The organism is Streptomyces sp. CA-111067 (assembly GCF_050956065.1).
GTDB lineage: Bacteria > Actinomycetota > Actinomycetes > Streptomycetales > Streptomycetaceae > Actinacidiphila.
The window spans coordinates 3,760,781-3,781,128 of the sequence record NZ_CP192103.1; the positions used below are offsets into that span (position 1 = coordinate 3,760,781).

Here is a 20,348-nt window from a genome sequence, read left to right on the forward strand (position 1 = left end):
GGAAGGTCAAGCGCCATGTCCCAAACCGAGCTGCCGCTCTACGGCTGCCCGTTCCCTGCCTGGGGCGGGTCACGGTGACCCGCGTCGGGCTCATGAGTCCCCACGGGTTTCGGGTCGCTGCGGAGGACGCCGCTGTATCGCGGGCGCGGCGCAAGATCCTCGCGTTGGTGCGCACCTGGGACGTACCGCTGACGGACGAGGCGTTCGACGAACTGGCGCTGCTGGCAAGCGAGGTGATCACCAACGCGATCCGGTACAGCCGTGCGTCGTGCGTGGTGGTTGTGCGGTGGACCGGGGCACGAGTGCGGGTGGAAGTGACCGATACCGAACCGACGCGGCCGATACCGCGCGACGAGCAACTGGACGCGGAAGGCGGACGCGGCCTGCAGCTGGTGGAATCGCTGGCCGCTGACTGGGGCAGTGCGGCGGTGCCCGGCGGCAAAGTCGTCTGGTTCGAGGTCGGGGCGGAAGACGTCGAGCAGGGCGCTGCGATCGGACCGGCGGGCCCATTGTCGGAGCCGGGCTCGCGCGCCGCGGAGGCCGGACGGCTAGTCCGTCCGGCATGGCCCGATGCATACGCACGGTGGGCACCGAACGGGCTGCAGACCTGGCTGCATCGGATCTGCTGAACCGGCCCCTCCCTATTCGGATAAGCCTTCACGAGAAAGCGAAGCCATGAGTACGACATCGGACGCCCGGCTCTCAGCACACGGACGCACGCCGGCCCAGCCCGAGCCCCGGCACGAAACCCCGGCGCAGGGGGTGCCGTACATCGCCCGGTGGAGCGGGGAGCAGGATCCTTCGGTGCGGGTGGTCGCCCGGGGCGGGCAGTGGATCGGGATCACGTACGCCGACCGGCGGGCGTTCGACCGGGACCCCGGTGGGGTGCTGTGGACGCGGACGACCTCCCGGCCCGGGAAGGGGCAGCCCCAGTACGGGAAGGTGCACAGCCTGCGCCAACGGCTGTGCATGGAACGGCTGCTGTGCCAGATCTGCGGCGGACCCGCCGACCGCACCCCCGACGGCACGCTGTGGCTGATCGACGCCCACGCCCGCGACCTGCTGCCCATGGCCGAGATCACCACCCACCCGCCGGTCTGCCTGCCCTGCGCCCACCGCTCCGTCCGCGCCTGCCCGCATCTGCGCCCGGAGTGGGTGGCGCTGCGCGTGAAGTCCGCCGTGCCGTACGGCGTGAACGGCATTCTCTATCAGCCTGGCCACCGAGCCCCGGTCAAGGTCACCGCAGCTGAAGTTCCGTTCCACAGCGCCCGCATCCCCTGGGTCCTGGCCAGCCAACTGATCATGCGCATCAGCGACTTCACCGTCGTCAACCTGACCGGCCACGCCCAGTGACCGCCCGCACCCGTACCCGCCCCAGGCGGTTGCACCAGGAACCCGAAGCGGTCACCTGGGCCCGCCAGAAGGCCGGCCTGACCAAACGCGCGCTTGCCGCCGCCGTCGGCATCTCCGAACAGCTCATGGGCGAGATCGAATCCGGCTGGCGCAGCGCCACCCCCGCCAACCTCGCCCGGATCGCCGACGCACTGAACTGCCCACTCGTAGCCCTGGAACGCAGACACGAACACCGCGGCCATGCCCCCGGTCCGAGCGCCACCGGTCCAGCGTGTGCGCCCCATCCGTCACTACCCCGCAGGAGACCACCCATCATGACGATCACCGAGGAACCCGCACCCGCCACTACGGAAATGCCCCGCATACGCTCGCTGGCCCTGGACCTCACCCGCGCCTGCCAGGCCACCTGCGACCACTGCTACAACCACTCCGGCCCCGGCAAAACGACCGGCGCCATGACCCGCGACGACTGGCTCTCGGTCCTGGACCAGGCCGCCGCCATGGGTGCGGGACGCGTCCAGTTCATCGGGGGCGAGCCGACCCTGCACCCCGACCTGCCCAAACTGATCAACCACGCCGTGGACTCCGGCCTCGCGGTGGAGATCTTCAGCAACCTCATCCACATCCGCCCCCACCTGTGGCCGGTTCTCCGGCAGCGCGGGGTGTCGCTCGCCACGTCGTACTACTCCGACCTCGCCGAGGAGCACGACCGGATCACCCGCCACCGCGGCTCTTACCAGCGCACCAAGGCCAACATCACCAAAGCTCTCGGCTTCCGCATCCCGCTGCGCGCGGCCCTCGTCCGCGTCCGTGACGGCCAGCGCATCACCGAAGCCACAGCCGAACTGCGCGAGTTAGGCGTCACTCACATCCGCACCGACCACCTGCGGGCCATCGGCCGCGGTGCCGGAGACACCGACCACCACGACGTCAACGAGCTGTGCGGGAACTGCGCCCAAGCCAAGGGCGGGCAGCGGTGATGCCCGACGGCAGTGTGGCCGGCTGTGTGATGTCCGGCGGCATGATGTCCGCCGGCAACGTCCGGGAGCAGCCGCTGACCAGCATCATCGACGGCGACGCATGGCAGAGGATCGTCGCGACCATCCCGCAGCGGAACGCCAAGCGCCAAGGCAGCGGCCAGCCCTCGTCCCAGCCCGACCCGCTGCACGACCTCCCCGCCACCGACGCCTGCACACCCGACTCGTGCACGCCGAAGGAGGACTCCTGCCAGCCCTCCCCTGGCGTCGACTCGTGGGCCGACATCACGACAACCGCCTGTAATCCCGACCAGGACGGCAGCGACTGCGCCCCCGCCGAGTCCGAGGCGTGCGAACCCTCCTACTGACAGGCTGGATCCCATGGACTGGCAAGCACACGCCGCCGCCCTGGCCGACGCCACCGTGCACCCCGACTCGCTCTGGCATCCGGCCATCGCCGCCACCCCGCGCCACCTGTTCGTCCCGCGCTGGTGGCGCCAACTGCCCGACCTCGGATGGACGTTGCGGGCCGGCGCCGACGAGCCCGACCGCTGGATGAACGCCGCCTACAGCAACCGCACTCTGGTCACCCGCGTCGGCGACCTGCACGCCGACCACGCCCAGCCCGACGACCATCCCACCGGGCTGCCCACGTCCTCCTCCACCCTGCCCGGCCTCATCGTCGCCCTGTTCGACCACGCACTGCTCACCGACCACACCAACGTCCTGTGCGTGACCGGCAGCGGCTACGGCACCGCGCTGCTCGCCCACCGGCTGACCGATACGGCCGTCACCAGCATCGACATCGACCCCTACCTCGTCAGCGCAGCAACCCACCGCCTCGGCGTCACCGGCCTCCACCCCTACCTCGAAGTCCGCGACATCACCGGCGAACTGCCCGGCCGCCACGACCGGATCATCTCCACCGTCGCCCTCCCCGGCATCCCACCCACCTGGCTGGCCGCACTCAACGACCACGGCCGCCTGGTCACCAACCTCGCCGGCACCGGCCTGATCCTCGTCGCCGACAAGACCCCCGACGGAGGCGCCCGGGGTCAGATCGCCCCCGATCACGCCGGGTTCATGGCCACCCGCGCCGGGACCGACTACCCGCCCCAACCCGGCAACCGCCACGCCTGGACCGACGACGGCGAGACCGTCACCACCGGCCGCTACCCCGTCATCCAGGTCGCCGAGACCTGGGAACTGATGTCAGCCATGGCCCTCGCCGTCCCCGGCATCCGGCACAGCTACACCGAGGAAGACGGCGTGCGCACCGCCGTCATGTCCCACCCCGACGGCTCCTGGGCCCGCGCCACCGGCCGCCGCGGCGAAGCACCCACCGTCCACCAGACCGGCCCCCGCCCCCTGTGGGACACCCTCGACGCCATCCGCCACGACTGGCTCTCCGACGGCTACCTCCCCGTCTACGGAGCCACCGCGACGATCGACCCCGACGGCACCCTCCACCTCACCCGCAGAAACTGGACGACGGTGATCCCCCCTCCGGAACCCATCGTGCGACCTCGCGGAGCCGACTCAGCTCTGGGAACGCCGCCGTAGGCGGACTCACTTGGGGCTGCGGCGTCTATCGCATGCGGCGGGACGCCAGCCCCATTGTTTGGACCCGGGTGCCCTCGCTCGGGTCCGGACCTGTCCCGCTCCCCAGGGCGGAGGCAGTTGCGTACGCCGGGCCCCTGGACCGTCGTAGGCGACAACTTGCTCCGTCGGGGCGTAAGGATGGCTTACCCCACAACTTGCTGCGCCGCAGATCGCCTGTGTCCACCGCTGCCGTGGCCGGCGCTTCTCGTCCTGAGGTCCACGACCCTGATTACTTCTCGCGGGAGACGAGGGGCGACCCGTCCCACCCGTTGCGTTCCTGGTCAGCGCAGGTACGGGTGGAATCCTGATGCGGGTCGACCCGTTGCGGGCAACCGACCCGTCCCCGTGCTGACCTGCACGGGGACGGGTGGGGCGGGTGGCTGCGGGTCAGCGCTCGCCGCCCGAGGCTGCCTCCGGCCGGGGGCAGTAACGAGCCCAGGCGTCGGCGAACTGGTGGCGGGCGAAGCCTCGGCGCTGGCTGCGGTCGGGGAAGCGGCGGTTGGCCGCGCCGATGCCGAAGTCCTTCAGCAGGAGTTGCAGGCCCCGAGCGGTCAGGCCGTGGGGGCCGTGCTCGCGCCAGGGGGCCTCGCCGTCCGCGTGCAGCGCGGCGAGAAGCTGCTCGGTCGACAACAGCGCAGGGTCGCCGGACGCGGCGAACACCGCGCGAATGTCGGCCAGGATTCGGATCGCGAGCGCCGCCTCCTGATCGTTGCCCTCTTCGTGAGCCGTCAGCACGCGGCACGCCTGCCGGGCACGCTGCGGCCACGCGCCTCCGGCGAGGTCGGCGACGGCCACCAGCGGCTCCCAGGTGTCCGCCGCGCGGTCCTCGACCGGCATCACCGGCTCCATCGACGCCGCCACGTCGGTCAGCGGCACCAACCACCCCGCCAACCGGTCCCGCAGATCGTGCAATTGCGGGGTGTCACGGCGGGAGCGAAAGGGCAGCACCTTCTCCCCCGGTCCGCGCCTCCGCATCCGGACCACCACCGCGCGGTCCATGATCGTGTCCGGCAGGTCGCCGATCCCGGCCAGTGCCGCCATCGCGAACGTCGCGAACTTGGTCGGCTTGTGCTCCGGCCCCACGACCCGGGTGGTGGGGCGGTTGCGCTGGTGACCGGAGTTGAGGAGCCCGCGCATCTCCTCGTTCTTCTCCGCGACCTTCGCGCTGCCGAAGATGGTGTCCGCCTCGTCCACCAGCAGCGTCGGCGGCTGCTCCGTGATCGACCGGAAGATCGCCGCCGGGGTCGAGTTCACCGTGATGAACGGGTCGTGGACGGTGTCGTGCAGCACGTCCAGGAGGCGCGACTTCCCGCACCGCTTCGCTGGGCCGACAACCGCCAGACGCGGTGCGTGCTGCCACGCGGGCTGGAGATGGGTCACCGCGATCCACAGGGTGACCGCGTCCAGAGCCTCAGCGCCTGGCATGACCACGTACCGGGAGACAGCTGACCGCAGCTCGGTCAGCAGGTCAGCGCCCTCCGAGAGCGCGTTGCCCGGTGGCGGACCGAGTGGCCCGAGCGGCTGACCGACCGCGGTGACCGGCTCCCGGTCAGTGACCGCGGTCAGATGACCGGGTGTTCCGGTCAGCCGGTCAGTGACCGGAGGAGGCCCGGTCACCGCAGCCGACCGGGCGGCGGGCAGCTTCGGTTCGGCGGTCAGTTCCGCGAGCGGCTGCCGCGTCGTTCGGTCTGGCTGACCGGGTACGGTGACCGGCGGCCAGGACGCCGTAGGGGGCGCGTCCCGGACAGCGGCTGTCGTAGGCTGCATGTCGTAGCTCCTCGACCGGTGGGTGCAGGCTGGCCGGCCCGCCCCACCTGGGTTGAACGTTTCTGGCGTACAGGGGAGTTGTGAGCCTCCGGCGTTGGCGCGTCGGGGGCTCGTTCGTTCTCGGCGGTTGGCGCCGCGCGAGCGACCACGGACAGTACGACGAACGTCTGCCGCAGTCCACGGGATCTTGGGCGGCGCTCAACGTGCGCGCGTACGAGGACCACGGACGTCACGCAGCGAGCCCCAGCAGGGCCTGCAACTCGGCCGTCACCACGCGATACGAATTGCCCAACCGCAAGACGCGGCACGGGTACTGGCCGTGCTTGGCCAACTCGTAGCCCTTGCTCCGCCCCAGGCCCAGTGCGCGGTTCGCCGTCTCCAGGTCCACCGCCGCCGGCAGCGACAGCAGTTCGTCCTTGGCCATCCCCTTGGCCACCGGCCGGGTCGTACCGCTCTCCCGCATAGCTGCCTCCTCGCACATACAGCTCTCGGCGAACGCGGTCTCGCATCCATCTCCAAGCCCAGGTCAGGAGGGTGCACCAAGCTACTGTGTCGCCATGACACAACGCGGTGCTGATGCTGGGCGGAATGAAGACAACGCCCCCGAGTGGGCCGACCACGTCATCGCGACGGTGGCGGCCGAGGTCCGCCGGCTCCGCAAGGAACTGGGCATGAGCGGCGAAGACCTGGCCCGCGCCTGCGCCGACCTCGGGTACGCGATCCCACGCAACGTCATCGCCAACATGGAGTCCGGGCGTCGTGCCCAACTACCGCTGGTCGAGGTCATGGTGCTTGCCAAAGCCCTGCACGTGGCGCCGATCTGCCTGATCTATCCCGTCGGCCTCGTGGAGCGCGTGCAGGCGCTCCCCGACGAGGAGCTGACCGACACGTTCGACACACTCCAGTGGTTCACCGGCGAGTCCTACGACTACGACGGCCCCAGCCCCCAACTGCGCGAGCGCAGAGCCGCACCGCAGCGGACCTGGTCAATGGATGCCGAGGGCAAGATCGTCTGGAAGGACGCCCCGGCTGACGGTTTCTGAACCTGCTGGGGGAAGCACCATGAAGGGCTCGACTCACCGCCGGTGCTACTGCCGCGACGCCGAAACTGGTCGGCCGCTCGGGAAGGCGTGCCCCAAGCTCGCGAACCGCAAGCACGGGTCCTACTCCGTACGGCAGGAGCTTCCCCCACGTGCGGACGGCACGCGTCGCTCCTTCAACCGGGCCGGTTACGACAGTCTCAAGGCGGCTCAGGCCGACCTGGACCACGTCCGCACACTCCTCGGCCTCGCCGACACCGACGACCTGGACAGCGTCGAACGCATTGCAGCCCTCCTGGAGCGCCTGGTCGAGGAGAAGGCGCCGCTGCCCAACGTCGAGGAGATCCGCCGACGCCTCCGGTCCGGGCTCGACCTACGCGGCGGCACGACGGTCGGCGAGTGGCTGGACCTCTGGTTCGCGTCCAAGAAGCGCCGCAGGACGACGCTCAACGGCTACGCGTCGCACATCAACGTCCACCTCAAGCCGCGCATAGGCCATGTCCGGCTCGACCGGCTCAACGTCGGGCACCTCGTGGAGATGTTCGACGGGATCGCTGACGCCAACGAGGTCATCGCGGCCGAGAACGCGGCCCGGCGCGCACAGATCGCCCAATGCAAACCGAGTGCGCCGGGACGGCCCGTCGCCGCCGAACGGGCACGACTTGCGGCGGAACGGGCAAAGCTCGCCGAGATGCCGCCCTTCCGCAAGGTGACCGGCCCCTCCACTCAGCAGGCGATACGCCGGACCCTGCGCGCCGCGCTCAACTCCGCCATCGCGCAGCAGCTCATCACCTTCAACCCGGCCTCCCACGTCGAACTCGCCTCGGGCCGACGGCCGAAGCCCCTGCTCTGGACGGACGAGCGCGTCCGGCGGTGGCGGCAGACCGGCGAGGTTCCCGGCCCGGTCATGGTCTGGACGCCGCAGCAGTTCGGCGTCTTCCTCGACGCCGCCCAGGACGACCGGCTGTACGCCCTCTTCCACCTCGTAGGCTTCCGCGGCCTCCGTCGCGGCGAAGCAGTCGGCCAGGACTGGAGCAACGTCGACCTCAAGGCCGGCCTCATCACCCCGGCGAAGGAGATCGTGGTCGACGGCTGGGACCCGTACGAGGCCGAGCCGAAGACGGACGGCAGCGCCAACACGATCGCCCTGGACAGCCTGACGATCGCCGCCCTCCGCGTCCACCGGAAGCGCCAGAAGAAGGACCGCAAGAAGTGGGGCACGGCCTGGAAGGACACGGGCAAGGTCTTCACCCGCGAGGACGGCTCCTGGCTCCACCCGGAAATGGTCTCCGAGACCTTCCGCCGCATCCACGCGACGACCGATCTCCCCCCGATCACCTTCCGCGACCTCCGCCACGTCGCCGCGACCCTCACCCACGCGGGCGGCGGCGACATCCACACGGTCAAGGAGGTCCTGCGCCACTCCACAATCGCCCTGACCTCGGACACCTACACGAGCCTCCTCCCGGAGCTGGACCGGGAGGTCGCGGAGAAGGCCGCGGCCCTCGTCCCCCGCGCCCGGCGAGTGCAGCGAATGAGGCTCCGTCAGCAGTGAAGGCTGCTGCCAATGCCAGGAGGACATCATGGACGTCATCCGGAGTCTCCCAGCGGATCTAGGTAGCGGCGAAGTTGACGGATATCTCCTCCACAGGCGACGAGCGTGCTCGCTGATTCCACAGAAGGAGGTATTACGTCGCCTTACCGCTGATGAGCCCCACGATCGCCCCGAATCCCATCATGTACGTCCTGGAACATGCCTCCGCTGCGGCGCTCACCTGCTCAGAGTCACCGCCGAACGCGGCCAATACGACATTCGAGATCAGTGCCAGAACTGTCAGTGCAGCCACCGTAGAGAAGATCAGCTTGAAGCGCGGCGACAAGTCGGAGTTGTTCTCCGGCGCGCGCATGCTCAGCTGTTCAGACCCGTAAGAACGCGCCCGCCTACCTTGGTTTTGGTTCTCCATGCCCTCGTATACTGCCCAGATGGGACATTGGTCTGAGAGCCTCATCGACGAGGCGGCGCAACTGATCGGCGGCAGCCCTGACCGTGAGCTGGTGAAGGACGCGCTCGCTCAGGCCGGCCGAGAGATTGACCTCCTGTCGGGCCGCAGCTTCCATCCTCTGCGCCGGACAACCTCCGTCTTCGAGCCGAATGGTTTGCCCTTCGTGGACGTCCCAGACTTGCAGGTCGGCTCGATAGAACCGGGGGCGCGAGTCTGGGAGGTCCCCGATCCGGTGAACCCCCAGATGGCGACTGTCTTGCAGGTTTCAGCCTTGGCCGACCCTGTTCCGAAGGCGGCCTCTATCGCCGACGCGCTCTGGATCGCAGGCCAGCTTGTCGCCGGAACGTCGCAGACAGGACGCCTGTCGGGTGACTATGTCCTCGGCTGGTTGGGCACTTTCGTGGACCCTGAGCAGCGAAAAGAAGTGTTCCGGCGCGTTATGGACCCAGCTGCTCACTTCTATGTCCCGATCCTCGGGCTCGCTGCCGAGGGATGGTGGTTCCAAATCTCCCGTCGTCTCATCTGGGTGACGAACGAGACCGAGGATGAAGGACGGCTCATCGAGCTACTGCTGGATGAAGCGAAGACCGGCGGTGAAACCTCACCACTCGCAGCCCTTGAGCCCATCCTGATCGCAGCTCCGATGACACGGCAACCGGCGGATTGGGCATTTACTGCCCGCATCTGGACAGAGCAAGTTCATCGCCCCGCTGACAGGCCATGGAGCAGGTTCGCGAAGGCAATCCATGGCCACGGCATACCGACCACCACCATTGACCCCATTTCGACCCCTTACGAGATCGCATGCCAGATGGTCTTGAAGGGTTACTGGCACGGCTATATCAAGGGGGACGAGCCCGTACTGGCGAGCGCCATCGCGATGGCCTACCCACGGCAGGTTGCCCACATTCAGCGTCTGACACACGCACCGGACAGGACCTCTGCCGCCGCGACCCTGCTCGAACAATTGATCCGCCCTGGATTCGATCCGGCCCGGGGAGCAGAGGCGACCCGCCGATACGTGCGCCGGAAGGCAAGCATCGTGGTGATGCAGTACAGGAAGGGGGAGGCTCCGGAGCGGTACCCCTGGACGCAGGTCGGTGTTAGCGAACGTCGCTACTACAAGCTCCTGCCCCTGTTCGCGCAGAAGGTCAACGGCCGCTACGAGTACGAACACGACGACGTAGTGACGCGCATGAAGGCCCACCTCAACCGCATAGACGACGCGCGAGCCGTCCGAGCAGCGGCCCTCGATGTCCTCCGATCCCACGGATTCAATGACGAGGCCGCCCGCAAATGGCTACAGCGACACCGACCTGAGCAGGCTGTAGACGCCTGGCCACGCCGTCAGCGGTCGCAGGAAGTGTAGGTACCGGCAGGATCGCGGCGCTGTGCAGTCGAGCTTGTCACCGATCCACCCCACAGCAGATGCCCACGTGGCAGCGGCCACCCCAACCTCGCGGTCGCGCGCCCGCTCACGCATCGCTCACGCTCGGCCCCCGGCACGGCCGTGCCCCGGCCGCCTTCAGGCAACCGGGGCACCAAACCCGCAGGTCAGCGGCCTCCGAGGAGGCCGGACTCCGTAGGCCGTGTGGGACTCGAACCCACAACCAATGGATTAAAAGTCCACTGCTCTGCCAATTGAGCTAACGGCCCGCCCCCGCAGCATAGCCGCAGGGTGGGGTGCGGGCCGAGTCGGAATCGGGGTGGGGGCCGGGGGCCGGGGGCGGGGGCACGGCTGGTGGGGTGGGCTAGCTGATCTGGGTGAAGGGCTTGTAGTACGTGTATGCGTAGAGCTTCGGGGTCGACAGGCCGCCCCGGTTGTTCGCGTTGATCAGGAAGACACCGCCGCCGGGGGTGCGGCCGAAGAGGTCGCCGTAGCCGTTGTTGTCCATGTCGCCGCTCGCGACGATCTCCTTGTAGCCGCCGAAACCGGTGGCCATCTTCGTGCGGGCGGCCAGGCCGCCCTTGCCCGTGCCGCGGTAGAGCCACAGCGTGCCGGACTTGTCGCGGGCCACCAGGTCGGTGTGGCCGTCGCCGGACAGGTCGCCGCGGCCGGTGACTAGGTTGTACGCGTTCCAGCCCGTGCCGAGCAGCGTCCGGGCCGACAGCGTGCCGGCGGACGTGCCGCGGTAGAGCCACAGGTTGCCGGAGCCGTCGCGGGCGACCACGTCGGGGTAGCCGTCGCCGGACAGGTCGCGGGTGGCGATGAGCGACGTGTAGCGGTTGAAGTTGCCGCCGAGGTACGTGCGGGGGAGCTCGTCCAACGAGCCGCGGTCGGGGTGGTGGTAGACGTAGAGGCCGCCACCCGGCGTCCGGGCCAGCAGGTCCCCGACGCCATCACCGTCCAGGTCGCCGGCCTGGGTGACGTAGTTGAGCTGCACGTGGTTGTAGTAGGTCATCCCGTAGTTCGGCTGGCAGCCGCTGAGCCGGCCGGACTGATCGAGGTCGCAGGACGAGACGAGTCCCCAACCACCCAGGTCCTGGCGGGCCATCACCGAACCGCTCATGTCCGGCAGGATGGCCGCGTCGCGGCTCCAACCGAGCATCTCGCCCCGGTACGCGGTGACGTTGGTGTAGACGCGCACGCCGTCCGTGCCCACGCAATGGGTGGCCATGGTGGCGGAGATGCCGATCAGCTTGCCGCCCGCGACCAGCGCGCCGCCCGCGTCACCGAGGCATTGGTCCGCGTGACCGGGCGCCGTCGCACCCTTGGCCGGCAGTGTGCAGAAGGTGCCGGGGGCGGGAGTGTGGCCGAGGGACTTCGCGCAGGTCGCGGCCGACAGGATCGCCACCCGCTCGTTGTGCGCGTGCCGCTCGACGTACTGGCCGTTGGGCGCCGTCCAGGAGTAGAAGACCGCCTCGGCTCCCGGCGAGTAGAGCGCCCTGTCCGCCGTACTCGCCAGCACCGGCGTGCCCGTTCCCGTCTTGTAGCTCACCGGGATGGAGGGCGCCTGCACGACGGCGAACGCGGCCTCACGGGTCTGCCAGTCGTACTGCGGGTGGATGACGTACTTGGGGTCGCCCGTTCCTTCGTTCGGGCTGCCGCCGTGGTACCGCGTCAGTATGTCGTCCTGGGTCCGGCCGGTGAAGCAGTCAGGTGAGGTGAGTGCGTAGGTGGGCGTCAACTGGACGCCGGAACAGGCGCGGTACGTGTCCGAGCGCAGATTGTTCGACTGCAGGGCGATCAGCCACGACGGCACCGGCTGCGCCCCCGCCGCCGACGCGCTCTGCGCCCCGCCGCCCACCAACGCGCCCCCGAGCAGCGCCCCGGCCGCCGCCAGCGCGGCCAACGCCCGCCGCACGCGCGGCAGTCTCTTGATCCTCACGACGTCAGAACCCCCCACTGTAGGAACAAAGCGGCACACTCTAACAGCAGACGCACAGGTGAGCGAAAGCAGGAGAACGGGCCCCCGTCCCGCGCGGATTGGCGCGGGACGGGGGCCCGTTCACAGGTCAGCGGCGCTTCACCCGGCGTTCACCGGGCGGGGCCGTACGGCGCGGTCAGCCGTTCCGCTTCCACCGCGGCTTGCGCTCGACCGAGCCGCCGGACGTGCTCGGGCCGGACGCGCCGCCCGAACCGGAGCCGGAACCCGAGCGGTTGTCGCGGCTGTACGACGAGGACGCCGGACGGTCGCGGTCACCGTAGGAGGGACGACGGTCGCGGTCGCCGTACGACGGGCGGCTGTTGTCGCGGCGGTCGCGGTTGAACGGGCGGTCGTCGCTGCGCGCGCCGTACGAGGGGCGGCGGTCGCGGTCACCGTAGGAGGACGGCCGCGAGTCGCCACCGCGCGAGGCACCGTAGGACGGACGGCTGTCGCGCCGGTCGTCGCCACGCGCACCGTACGACGGCCGCGAGTCACGATCACGCGGGGCACCGTACGACGGGCGGCTGTCACGGTCACGCGAACCGCCGTACGAGGGACGGGAGTCGCCGCCGCGCGAGGCGCCGTAGGACGGACGGCTGTCCCGCCGGTCGTCGCCGCGCGAACCGTACGACGACCGCGAGTCGCGGTTTCCGTACGAGGACGAGGACGAGGAGCCGGACGACGACGAGGACGAACGCGAGTCGCGGTCGCGGTTGTTGTACGGCGGGCGGTCGTCACGGCCGCGGTTGTCCCGCCGGTCGTCACGGCGGTCATCACGCCGGTCGAAGTTGCCCCGGTCGTCGCGCCGCGGCGGGTACGACGAGCGCTCCTCGCGCGGCTCCGGCACCTGTGCGGCGGCGGCCTCGGCCGCGGCCGCCTCGGCGGCGAGTTCGGCGGCCTTGGCGGCCACCGCCTCCTCCGGGTCCTCGCCGCGCTCACGCGCGCTGCGCGCGGTCAACCGGTCGGCCTCCTCGCGCAGTTCGGTGGCGCGTCGCTGCACCCGCTCCAACTGCTTGGTGAGGTCGGCGACTTCGCGCTCCGCCTGGGTGGCGGCGTTCTGCACGGCGTCGGCCTGCACGTCGGTGAGCGAGCGCGCGCCGGTGATCCTGGCGACGTCCTCGTCGAAGACGCCCGCGCCGCCGATGATGTGCCGCGTGGCGTCCACGCCCGCGTCCTCCATCAGCCGGAAGATCTGCTTGCGCTGGTGCGGCAGCGCGAGCGACACGACGGTGCCGGACTCGCCGGCCCGCGCGGTGCGGCCGGAGCGGTGCAGGTAGTCCTTGTGGTCGGCGGCCGGGTCGACGTTCAGCACCAGGCCGATGCCGTCCACGTGGATGCCGCGGGCGGCGACGTCGGTGGCGACCAGCACGTTGACCCGGCCGGCCTTGAAGTCCTCCAGGGTGCGGGTGCGGGCGCCCTGCGTCATGCCGCCGTGCAGCGCGTCGGCGCGCACGCCGGACTCGATCAGCTGCTCGGCGACCCTGTCCGCGCCCATCTGGGTGCGGACGAAGATGATCGTGCGGCCCTTGCGGGCGGCGATCGCGGCCGTGACCGGCGTCTTGTCCTTGGGCTTCACCACCAGCACGTGGTGGCTCATCGTGGTGACCGCGCCCTGGGCCGCGTCCACCTCGTGGGTGACCGGGTCGACCAGGTAGCGGCGCACCAGCGAGTCGATCTCGTTCTCCAGCGTGGCGGAGAACAGCAGCCGCTGGCCGCCGGCCGGGATGAGGTCGAGGATCTCGGTGACCTCGGGCAGGAAGCCCATGTCGGCCATCTGGTCGGCCTCGTCGAGGATCGCGATCTGGACCGCGTCCAGGATCGCGGCGCCCCGGTTGATCAGGTCGCGCAGCCGGCCCGGGGTGGCGACGAGGATGTCGACGCCGCGCTCGAGCGCGTAGATCTGGTTCTGCATGGACGTGCCACCGCAGACGACCTTCATCTTCAGGCCGAGGACGTCACCGTACGGCTGGAGCGCGTCGGCGACCTGCATCGCCAGCTCGCGGGTCGGGGTGAGGATGACGCCGCGGGGGCGGCGGCGCTCGCTGCGGGTGCCGGCCAGCTGGGTGAGCAGCGGCAGGCCGAACGCGAGGGTCTTGCCGGAGCCGGTGCGGCCGCGGCCCAGGATGTCACGGCCGGACAGGGCGTCCGGGATGGTGGCGGCCTGGATGGGGAAGGGGGTCGTCACGCCGTTCTGGGTGAGCTTGCGGACGACGGCTTCGGAGAGGCCGAGGTCGCCGAAGGTGATGCCGGGGGTTTCGGCGGCCTCCTCGGCGGCGGCGTCGGTGTCGGTGGCCGCGGCGGGCGCCTCGTCGGTGGCGGCCTGGGGCGCGTCCTCGATGGCGGCCGGCTCGGCGGCCGGGTCGATGTCGATGGTGGTGGTGATGGCCGGGGCGGCGGCGTCGGCGGCGTTCTCGGGCGCGTCGGCCACGGAAGTGGCGTTCACGGGCATGGCGGAACGGTCGGCACTGTCAAGGGACATGCTGAAGCAAAACCTCTCGGAGACTTACGGCACGCGCCAGCTCCGCAGGTTGCTTACAACCGCCTCTATGCGGTCAGCCACAGGAGAAAAGGAACGCGCCACGGGCGCGCATCGGTTCAGGCGCCAGGCAAGGGGATCAAACGATCTACCAGCATACGCACTGGGCGGAGCTTTAGCCAATCACCTCCGGTGGGGGTGCGGGGGACGGCGCTGACCTGGGGGAATGGGGGCGCCGGTCCGAGGCGCGGGGCGCGGGCGGGCGGCTCCGGTGCGGCCGGGGGCCCCGGCCGGATGCCCCGGTTCGGCCCGGTGCTCCGCTGCGGCCCGGTGCTCCGGTGCGGCCCGGTGCTCCGGTGCGGCCCGGTGCTCCGGTGCGGCCGACCGCCTCGGCGGGGGGTGTACGCCCCCGGCGCCAGGTGTGAGCGGTGCTGGGAGCGATCGGCGGCAGGTGTGAGCGGCGCCACCTGCGTACGGCGCTAGGTGTGATCGGCGCCACCCGCGTACGGCGCCACGCGCGTACGGCGCCACCCGCGTACGCACAGCCCGCCGCGAGCCCCGCCGCGAGCCCCGGCCCCCGGGGCGCGCGTTCAGTGGCCCCTCCCCTGGTGCCCGTGCTTGGCCCGGGCCCCCTCGCCCGGGTCCGGGGAGCCACCCGGGTCGGTGGACGGGGGGCCGTCGGTCGGGGCGGTGCTGGGCGGATCGGTGGTGGGGACGTCGGACGGCGGCTGGGACGCCGGCGGGTCCGTCGGGGACTGCTCCTCGGTGGGCGGTGGGCTGGCCGAGCCGGCCGGGGGCGTCGGGGTGAGGCCGCCGGCCGCCGCCGGGGCGGAGGCGCCGCCCGGAGCGGCCGGGGCGCCCGGGCCGCCTGAGGGTGACGCGACCTTGGCACCGTTGACGCCCTGGTGCGCCTTGCCCTGTCCCCCGCCGGCCGCGTTGCCCTTCCCCGAGCCCGTCCCGCTGCCGTTTCCGCCGCCGTCGGCGCCGTGCGGGCCGGCCACCACGCTGCCCGCGCTGACCGGCGTACGGTGCGGCGCCTTCGGGTCGGACTCGCTGCCCGCGCTCACGCAGGCGGCGACTCCGGCGGCGACGACCGCCACCAGGACGGCCGCGCGGAGCCCGGCGCGGCCCCGGCCTTTGCCCTCGCCGCCGCCATGACCGCCGCCATGACCGTTGCCGTTGCCGTCGCCTTTGCCTCTGGCGGGGCCGGCGGCCGGGCCGGAAGGCTGGACGGGGGCTTCGGCTGGGGCTGGGAGCACGTGCATGCACCTCGGGCTCGGTACGGGGGTGCGCGCGTACGGCTGCGGGCGCGGGCACCCGTGCGGGGGGATGCGGGGGGATGTCGTATCCCCGTGCCCAACGCGGCACGCGCCCGCCAGGACACGCCCGACACGCCCGGTATGCCTGACGCGTATGCCACGGCGTGCGTGATCGGCTCGGCGGGCTCGACGGCCGGGAACGGACGGCCGGGGCCGTTGCCACCCGGCGGAGGGCGGCGTCCCCGACAATGGGCCTTGTGCTGGAGATGTCGCGGGAAGCGTTCGAAGAACTGGTGAGCCAGGCCCTGGACACGATCCCCCCGGAGCTGACGCGGGTCATGGACAACGTGGCCGTGTTCGTCGAGGAGGAGTCCGACCCGGCGGGCCCGGAACTGTTCGGCCTGTACGAGGGGACGCCCCTGACGGAGCGCGGCGAGTGGTACGCCGGCGTGCTCCCGGACCGCATCTCCATCTACCGCGGCCCGACCCTCCGCTACTGCACGACCCCGGACGAGGTCGTCCACCAGGTAGCCGTGACCGTGGTCCACGAGATCGCCCACCACTTCGGCATCGAGGACGCCCGCCTCCACGAACTCGGCTGGGGCTGACCGGCCCCCTCGCGGAGCGCCCACCACCCCGCACGAGCAGCCCGGGGCCGCCCGCCCTTACCCCCGCAACCCCCCACCCGAAACCGTTTTGGCGATCCCCGCCCCATCCCATATGCTTCTCGCGTCCCCGACGTGCGCCCCAGGCGCCCATTGGCGGGCCAATTAGCCCTCATCGTCTAGTGGCCCAGGACGCCGCCCTTTCAAGGCGGTAGCACGGGTTCGAATCCCGTTGGGGGTACCTACAGCCACGGCACTTTGGGCTTCCTCGCTCCGAGGAAGCCGGTGCGTGGCTTGCGTGGCCATTTCGACCCTTTCCGCGCCTTCAGCCGGCTCGGGTAGTGCCTCGGCCGGCCGGGTGATCGTGACGGTCACGTCGTCGGACGCGAGGTCCACTTGGATCCGCAGCCCGATGACCTCGAACAACGGTCGCGGCAGCTTCTGGAGCGCTCGGGCCAGATTCAGCGCCGCCAGATGCGGCAGGTCGTCCAGCAGGTCGGCGTCTTGAGTGCTGGGAAGATCCCGCGCCGCCGTGTCGCCAGCCTGCACCGCTTTCCACCCGCCGCTCTGCCGTCCGGCGGGATCGGCCGCTGCGCTCAGGCCGCGGAGCCGACCACCGCTGCCAGCTCCCGTACGCCCGTCACCCGCGGGTGCACATCCCGCCCACGTCATCGCTGACCTGGCCGCCACCGGCCCGCGCGGGACCGTGCTCGACATCGGCTGCGGTCGCGGAACGACCACCCGCGCGCACGCCGAACGGCTCGCCCCCACGAGACTGATCGGCCCCCGGGCGAACAGCAGTAGACCGAGCCTGGAGGCGTCTGTGGTGCATCAGTCAGCCGGTTGGGCAGGCCCATCATCGCGCCCATGATCAACGTCACGGCGCGCAGCGTCACCGCCCGCTCCACGGCAGCCTCCGCCATCGCGTCCCGTCCCACGCCGCCGGACGGAAACGACCCTCGACCACCAGCCGGCCCGCCGGGAGGCGCTGGTCAGACCGGCCGCCAGTTGCACGCGATCCCGTGGGGGGCACCACACACCTGGCCGCAAGCGCACCACGTGGCCGCACGTCGTCCTTCTCCTGGCCGCTGCCCAACCGCCCGGCGGCGCACCGCACCTGACGGGGTGGCCGCCGTTTCGTCTGCCGGGACGCCGGCATCATCGGCCTTCTGAGTCCGCCAACCGCCAACCGCTACGAACGGGCGATGAACGCGTCCCGCACCACGTCACGCGAGCCCGTCCACCACTCCAGCAACCGTTCGCCGGACACCCACAGACGGTCCGGGCCGTGATCGTCCTTGTCGTAGTGCCACTGGAGCTGCCAGAAGTCCGACATCCGCTTCCACCACAGCCGCTCGGCGGCATCCGCGAGATCCGCGTCCGAGACCGGCACCACGGACCGGTAGCCGGACACGAACGCCGCCACCCGGCCGAGGTCCAAACGGCCGTCCTCCGTGCCGAACTGCACCTGCGCGCTGCGCACGGCCTCCTCGGCGTAGGGGCGCACGCCGAGCCGGTCCCAGTCCAGCACCGCGGAGATCACCGGGCCCCGCCACAACAGGTTCAGGTGCTGGAAGTCCCCGTGCGTCCAGCCCACCGGTCCGCGCGGCACCTCAACCGCCGGACGCCGGCCGGCCCACTCGGCGATCAGTTCCTTGCGCCGACGCAGCGCAGTGGCGGCGGCCAGGTCGAACGGCGACGGCTCGTCCAACCGCGCGATGATTTCCTGGAAACGATCGGCCTCCGCCAAAGCGGACTCCGGGGCAGTCACCTTCGCCCGCGGCACCTCGGCCGCCGGTGGCAGAGCCGCCTCCGGAATCGCCAGACTCCGGTGAACCTCTCCGAGCAACACACCCAGCCGTGCCGCCTCGTTCAGATCCAGCGTGGTGCCCGGCCGGTGCACACCCGCCGCCCAGGGCAACAGGCAGTAACTCCGGCCGTCGATCTCGGCCAGCGCATCTCCCGCCGCGGTCAGACACGGCGCACACACCGGCAACCCCGCGGCAGCCAGCGGCTGGAGAACCCCCAGGCTCCTACGGGCCTTCACCACCGGCACGTCCACGATCAGTTTCAGCGCGAACTCACCCCGCGCAGTCCGGACGCGCCAGTTCCGGTTCATCAGCCCCTCGGCCAGGTACCGAACGTCGTGAACCTCACCGAGCCCGAACACCCCCGCCAGGAACGGCAGATCGTCCGCAGCACCACCGGGCCGTACGTGTCCTTCTGTACCGCTGCTCACCACCGCAGGCTACCGAGCCACACGACGTGGAGAAGACGGGGAGCCGGGGGGCCGTGTCGTGAACGCGTTGTGGTGTGACCTGCGGACACCGTGTGATCGTCCGTCCTCGTTCTTCAGTGCAGGAGCAGTTCGCAGAAGCGGTCCAGGGCGCGGTCGGTGCGGCGGTGGTCGCCGGTGGTCGTGAGGTCGAACAGGAGGCCCCGGACGACGGCCATGACCAGCGTGGGGGTGACGGTGTCGTCAGGGCCGGTCGCGATGTCGCGGAACGTGGCGCCGAGGGTGTCGAACCAGCCGGTGATCGCCTCGGCCTGATCGGGGTAGTTCTCGGGGTGGGCCAGGCCGTCGGCGTGCACCTCGAAGATCAGCCGGACGTACGGGGCGCGCTCCGGTGCGCTGATCCAGGCCCAGATGCCGCGCACGCTCTCCTCCGGAGAGGCCGACTTCGGCGGGAGGTGCTCGGTCAACCGGGTCGCTCCACGACGGCGGGCCTCGGCGAGGACCGTCGCCACCAGCTCCTGCTTGCTGCCGAAGTCGTAGAGCAGCATCCGCGGGCTGGTGTCGAGAGCCGCGGCCAGCGGCCTCAGGCTCAACGAGGCCAGGCCGTGGGCCAGTACGTAGTCGGTCGCCCGTGCCAGCGTGCGCTCCCGCCGGTCGGGATCGGGGGGTCGTCCCACGGTGGATCACCCTCTCGGCCGTGCGGATCTGAGTCCACCTCAATATATGGTACGACTGTTTCAATAACGGAGGGAGACAGTCGTGTACGCACACGACCGCGCACTCGCACTCGGCGCCGGAGGCCCCGTCGGTGCGGCCTGGACGGCCGGACTGGCCTGCGGACTGCGCAGTGTCGGAGTGGATCTCAGCGAGGCTGACCTGATCGTCGGCACCTCGACCGGCGCGATCATCGGCGCGCTGCTGGCCACCGGTCAGGACCCCGGCCGGCTCGTCACCCCTGTGCGCCGTGCCGGCTCCGACGGCACCCCGCCCCAGGTGGACGGGCGCCGGCTGGGCGAGGTGTTCGCCGTGCTCGGCGATGCCGCCTCGAACCCGGTCGAGGCGTGGCGCGGGGCGGGCAGAATCGCGCTCGCCGCCGAGACCGGCCCCGAGCAGGCACATGTCGACCGGATGCGCGCCATGGTCGGCGCGGACCGATGGCCGGACCGGAAGCTGCTCATCACTGTGATGGACACCGAGACAGGCGAGCCGAAGGTCCTCGACCGTGCCAGTGGCGCACCGTTGCCCTCCGCCGTGGCGGCCAGCACGGCCTTCCCGGGCATCTACCCACCGATCACCATCAGCGGCCGCCGGTACATGGACGGCTCCCTGCGGTCGGCGACCAACGCCGGCCTCGCGGCCGGAGCCCGCACGCTCGTCGTCATCGACCCGCAGGCGCACCTGTTCCCCCGCGAGTTGCTCCACCGGGAGCTGGCGGTCGCCGGGGCGCGCACAGTGGTGACCATCGAGCCCGATCCGGCGTCAACACGCGCGTTCGGCTCGGACATGAACGACCGGACGGTCTGGGAGCCGGCCTACCAGGCGGGCCTTCGCCAAGCCGCCGATGCCGCAGAGCAGCTCGACTTCGCGTGGAAGACCGGATCCGACACGGACTGAGCGCCGCCCGATCTCCGGAGTGGTGCTGCGTGGACCTCGACGCGGAGG

The 20,348-nt window shown here is 70.9% G+C and carries 17 protein-coding genes, 2 tRNA genes and 2 pseudogenes; 12 read left to right on the forward strand and 9 right to left on the reverse strand.

Features of this window, described 5'->3' with window-relative positions; all coding sequences use genetic code 11:
- Positions 1 to 92: 92 nt before the first annotated feature.
- The 6 genes and pseudogenes from ACQPW6_RS16305 to ACQPW6_RS16330 all read left to right on the forward strand — a co-directional run bounded on the left by ACQPW6_RS16305 (position 93) and on the right by ACQPW6_RS16330 (position 3,893).
- Entirely contained in the window at positions 93 to 629 is a 537-nt protein-coding gene (locus tag ACQPW6_RS16305; RefSeq protein ID WP_433894549.1) for an ATP-binding protein, read from the forward strand.
- A gap of 46 nt (positions 630 to 675) precedes the next feature.
- A complete protein-coding gene (locus ACQPW6_RS16310; RefSeq protein ID WP_433890367.1) occupies positions 676 to 1,353 on the forward strand; it encodes a hypothetical protein in 678 nt (225 codons plus the stop codon).
- A pseudogene (locus tag ACQPW6_RS16315) lies at positions 1,350 to 1,550 on the forward strand (helix-turn-helix domain-containing protein); the annotation flags it as partial. The gene ACQPW6_RS16310 and the pseudogene ACQPW6_RS16315, both read left to right, overlap by 4 nt.
- 117 nt (positions 1,551 to 1,667) lie before the next feature.
- Positions 1,668 to 2,333, forward strand: a complete 666-nt coding sequence (locus ACQPW6_RS16320) for a radical SAM protein (RefSeq protein WP_433894550.1) — start codon at positions 1,668 to 1,670, stop codon at positions 2,331 to 2,333.
- Positions 2,333 to 2,698: an SPASM domain-containing protein gene (locus tag ACQPW6_RS16325; protein ID WP_433890368.1), complete on the forward strand. Its 366-nt coding sequence runs from the start codon at positions 2,333 to 2,335 to the stop codon at positions 2,696 to 2,698. The genes ACQPW6_RS16320 and ACQPW6_RS16325 overlap by 1 nt, the downstream gene beginning before the upstream one ends.
- 13 nt (positions 2,699 to 2,711) lie before the next feature.
- The gene (locus tag ACQPW6_RS16330) at positions 2,712 to 3,893 is read left to right on the forward strand and encodes a protein-L-isoaspartate O-methyltransferase family protein (protein WP_433890369.1); all 1,182 of its coding nucleotides are present in this window, start codon (positions 2,712 to 2,714) and stop codon (positions 3,891 to 3,893) included.
- A 426-nt stretch (positions 3,894 to 4,319) separates the two neighbouring features.
- Here ACQPW6_RS16330 and ACQPW6_RS16335 read toward each other — a convergent pair whose 3' ends face one another.
- Positions 4,320 to 5,699, reverse strand: a complete 1,380-nt coding sequence (locus tag ACQPW6_RS16335; RefSeq protein ID WP_433890370.1) for a DUF3631 domain-containing protein — start codon at positions 5,697 to 5,699, stop codon at positions 4,320 to 4,322.
- 229 nt (positions 5,700 to 5,928) lie between these two features.
- The gene (locus ACQPW6_RS16340; protein ID WP_433894551.1) at positions 5,929 to 6,162 is read right to left on the reverse strand and encodes a hypothetical protein; all 234 of its coding nucleotides are present in this window, start codon (positions 6,160 to 6,162) and stop codon (positions 5,929 to 5,931) included.
- Between the two features lie 94 nt (positions 6,163 to 6,256).
- Between ACQPW6_RS16340 and ACQPW6_RS16345 the strand changes: the two are divergent.
- Positions 6,257 to 6,619 (forward strand): annotated as a pseudogene (locus ACQPW6_RS16345) (helix-turn-helix domain-containing protein); the annotation flags it as partial.
- 142 nt (positions 6,620 to 6,761) lie between these two features.
- A complete protein-coding gene (locus ACQPW6_RS16350) occupies positions 6,762 to 8,294 on the forward strand; it encodes a site-specific integrase (RefSeq protein WP_433890371.1) in 1,533 nt (510 codons plus the stop codon).
- Positions 8,295 to 8,427: 133 nt separating this feature from the next.
- On the opposite strand, the gene ACQPW6_RS16355 is transcribed toward ACQPW6_RS16350, so the two are convergent.
- On the reverse strand, positions 8,428 to 8,703 hold the full coding sequence (locus ACQPW6_RS16355; protein WP_433890372.1) for a hypothetical protein: 276 nt from the start codon (positions 8,701 to 8,703) through the stop codon (positions 8,428 to 8,430).
- A gap of 19 nt (positions 8,704 to 8,722) precedes the next feature.
- Between ACQPW6_RS16355 and ACQPW6_RS16360 the strand changes: the two genes are divergently transcribed.
- Complete coding sequence (locus tag ACQPW6_RS16360; RefSeq protein ID WP_433890373.1) at positions 8,723 to 10,111, forward strand: hypothetical protein; 1,389 nt, start codon at positions 8,723 to 8,725, stop codon at positions 10,109 to 10,111.
- A gap of 214 nt (positions 10,112 to 10,325) precedes the next feature.
- Here the strand turns inward: ACQPW6_RS16360 and ACQPW6_RS16365 are convergent.
- The 4 genes from ACQPW6_RS16365 to ACQPW6_RS16380 form a co-directional block, all read right to left on the reverse strand.
- Positions 10,326 to 10,398 (reverse strand) — tRNA-Lys (locus ACQPW6_RS16365).
- 95 nt (positions 10,399 to 10,493) lie between these two features.
- Entirely contained in the window at positions 10,494 to 12,071 is a 1,578-nt protein-coding gene (locus tag ACQPW6_RS16370) for an FG-GAP-like repeat-containing protein (protein ID WP_433890374.1), read from the reverse strand.
- A 175-nt stretch (positions 12,072 to 12,246) separates the two neighbouring features.
- Complete coding sequence (locus ACQPW6_RS16375; protein ID WP_433890375.1) at positions 12,247 to 14,589, reverse strand: DEAD/DEAH box helicase; 2,343 nt, start codon at positions 14,587 to 14,589, stop codon at positions 12,247 to 12,249.
- Positions 14,590 to 15,176: 587 nt separating this feature from the next.
- Entirely contained in the window at positions 15,177 to 15,845 is a 669-nt protein-coding gene (locus ACQPW6_RS16380) for a hypothetical protein (protein ID WP_433890376.1), read from the reverse strand.
- A 257-nt stretch (positions 15,846 to 16,102) separates the two neighbouring features.
- Between ACQPW6_RS16380 and ACQPW6_RS16385 the strand changes: the two genes are divergently transcribed.
- Both ACQPW6_RS16385 and ACQPW6_RS16390 read left to right on the forward strand, forming a co-directional pair.
- The gene (locus ACQPW6_RS16385) at positions 16,103 to 16,453 is read left to right on the forward strand and encodes a metallopeptidase family protein (RefSeq protein ID WP_433890377.1); all 351 of its coding nucleotides are present in this window, start codon (positions 16,103 to 16,105) and stop codon (positions 16,451 to 16,453) included.
- 165 nt (positions 16,454 to 16,618) lie between these two features.
- Positions 16,619 to 16,691: transfer RNA gene (locus ACQPW6_RS16390), tRNA-Glu, on the forward strand.
- Between the two features lie 951 nt (positions 16,692 to 17,642).
- Here ACQPW6_RS16390 and ACQPW6_RS16395 read toward each other — a convergent pair.
- Together ACQPW6_RS16395 and ACQPW6_RS16400 are read right to left on the reverse strand one after the other, a co-directional pair.
- Positions 17,643 to 18,692: a phosphotransferase gene (locus ACQPW6_RS16395; RefSeq protein ID WP_433890378.1), complete on the reverse strand. Its 1,050-nt coding sequence runs from the start codon at positions 18,690 to 18,692 to the stop codon at positions 17,643 to 17,645.
- A gap of 110 nt (positions 18,693 to 18,802) precedes the next feature.
- On the reverse strand, positions 18,803 to 19,363 hold the full coding sequence (locus ACQPW6_RS16400; protein WP_433890379.1) for a TetR/AcrR family transcriptional regulator: 561 nt from the start codon (positions 19,361 to 19,363) through the stop codon (positions 18,803 to 18,805).
- An 82-nt stretch (positions 19,364 to 19,445) separates the two neighbouring features.
- Between ACQPW6_RS16400 and ACQPW6_RS16405 the strand changes: the two genes are divergently transcribed.
- Positions 19,446 to 20,300 carry a patatin-like phospholipase family protein gene (locus tag ACQPW6_RS16405; protein ID WP_433890380.1) on the forward strand — a complete coding sequence of 285 codons (855 nt, stop codon included), beginning with the start codon at positions 19,446 to 19,448 and terminating at the stop codon, positions 20,298 to 20,300.
- Positions 20,301 to 20,348 lie beyond the last annotated feature (48 nt).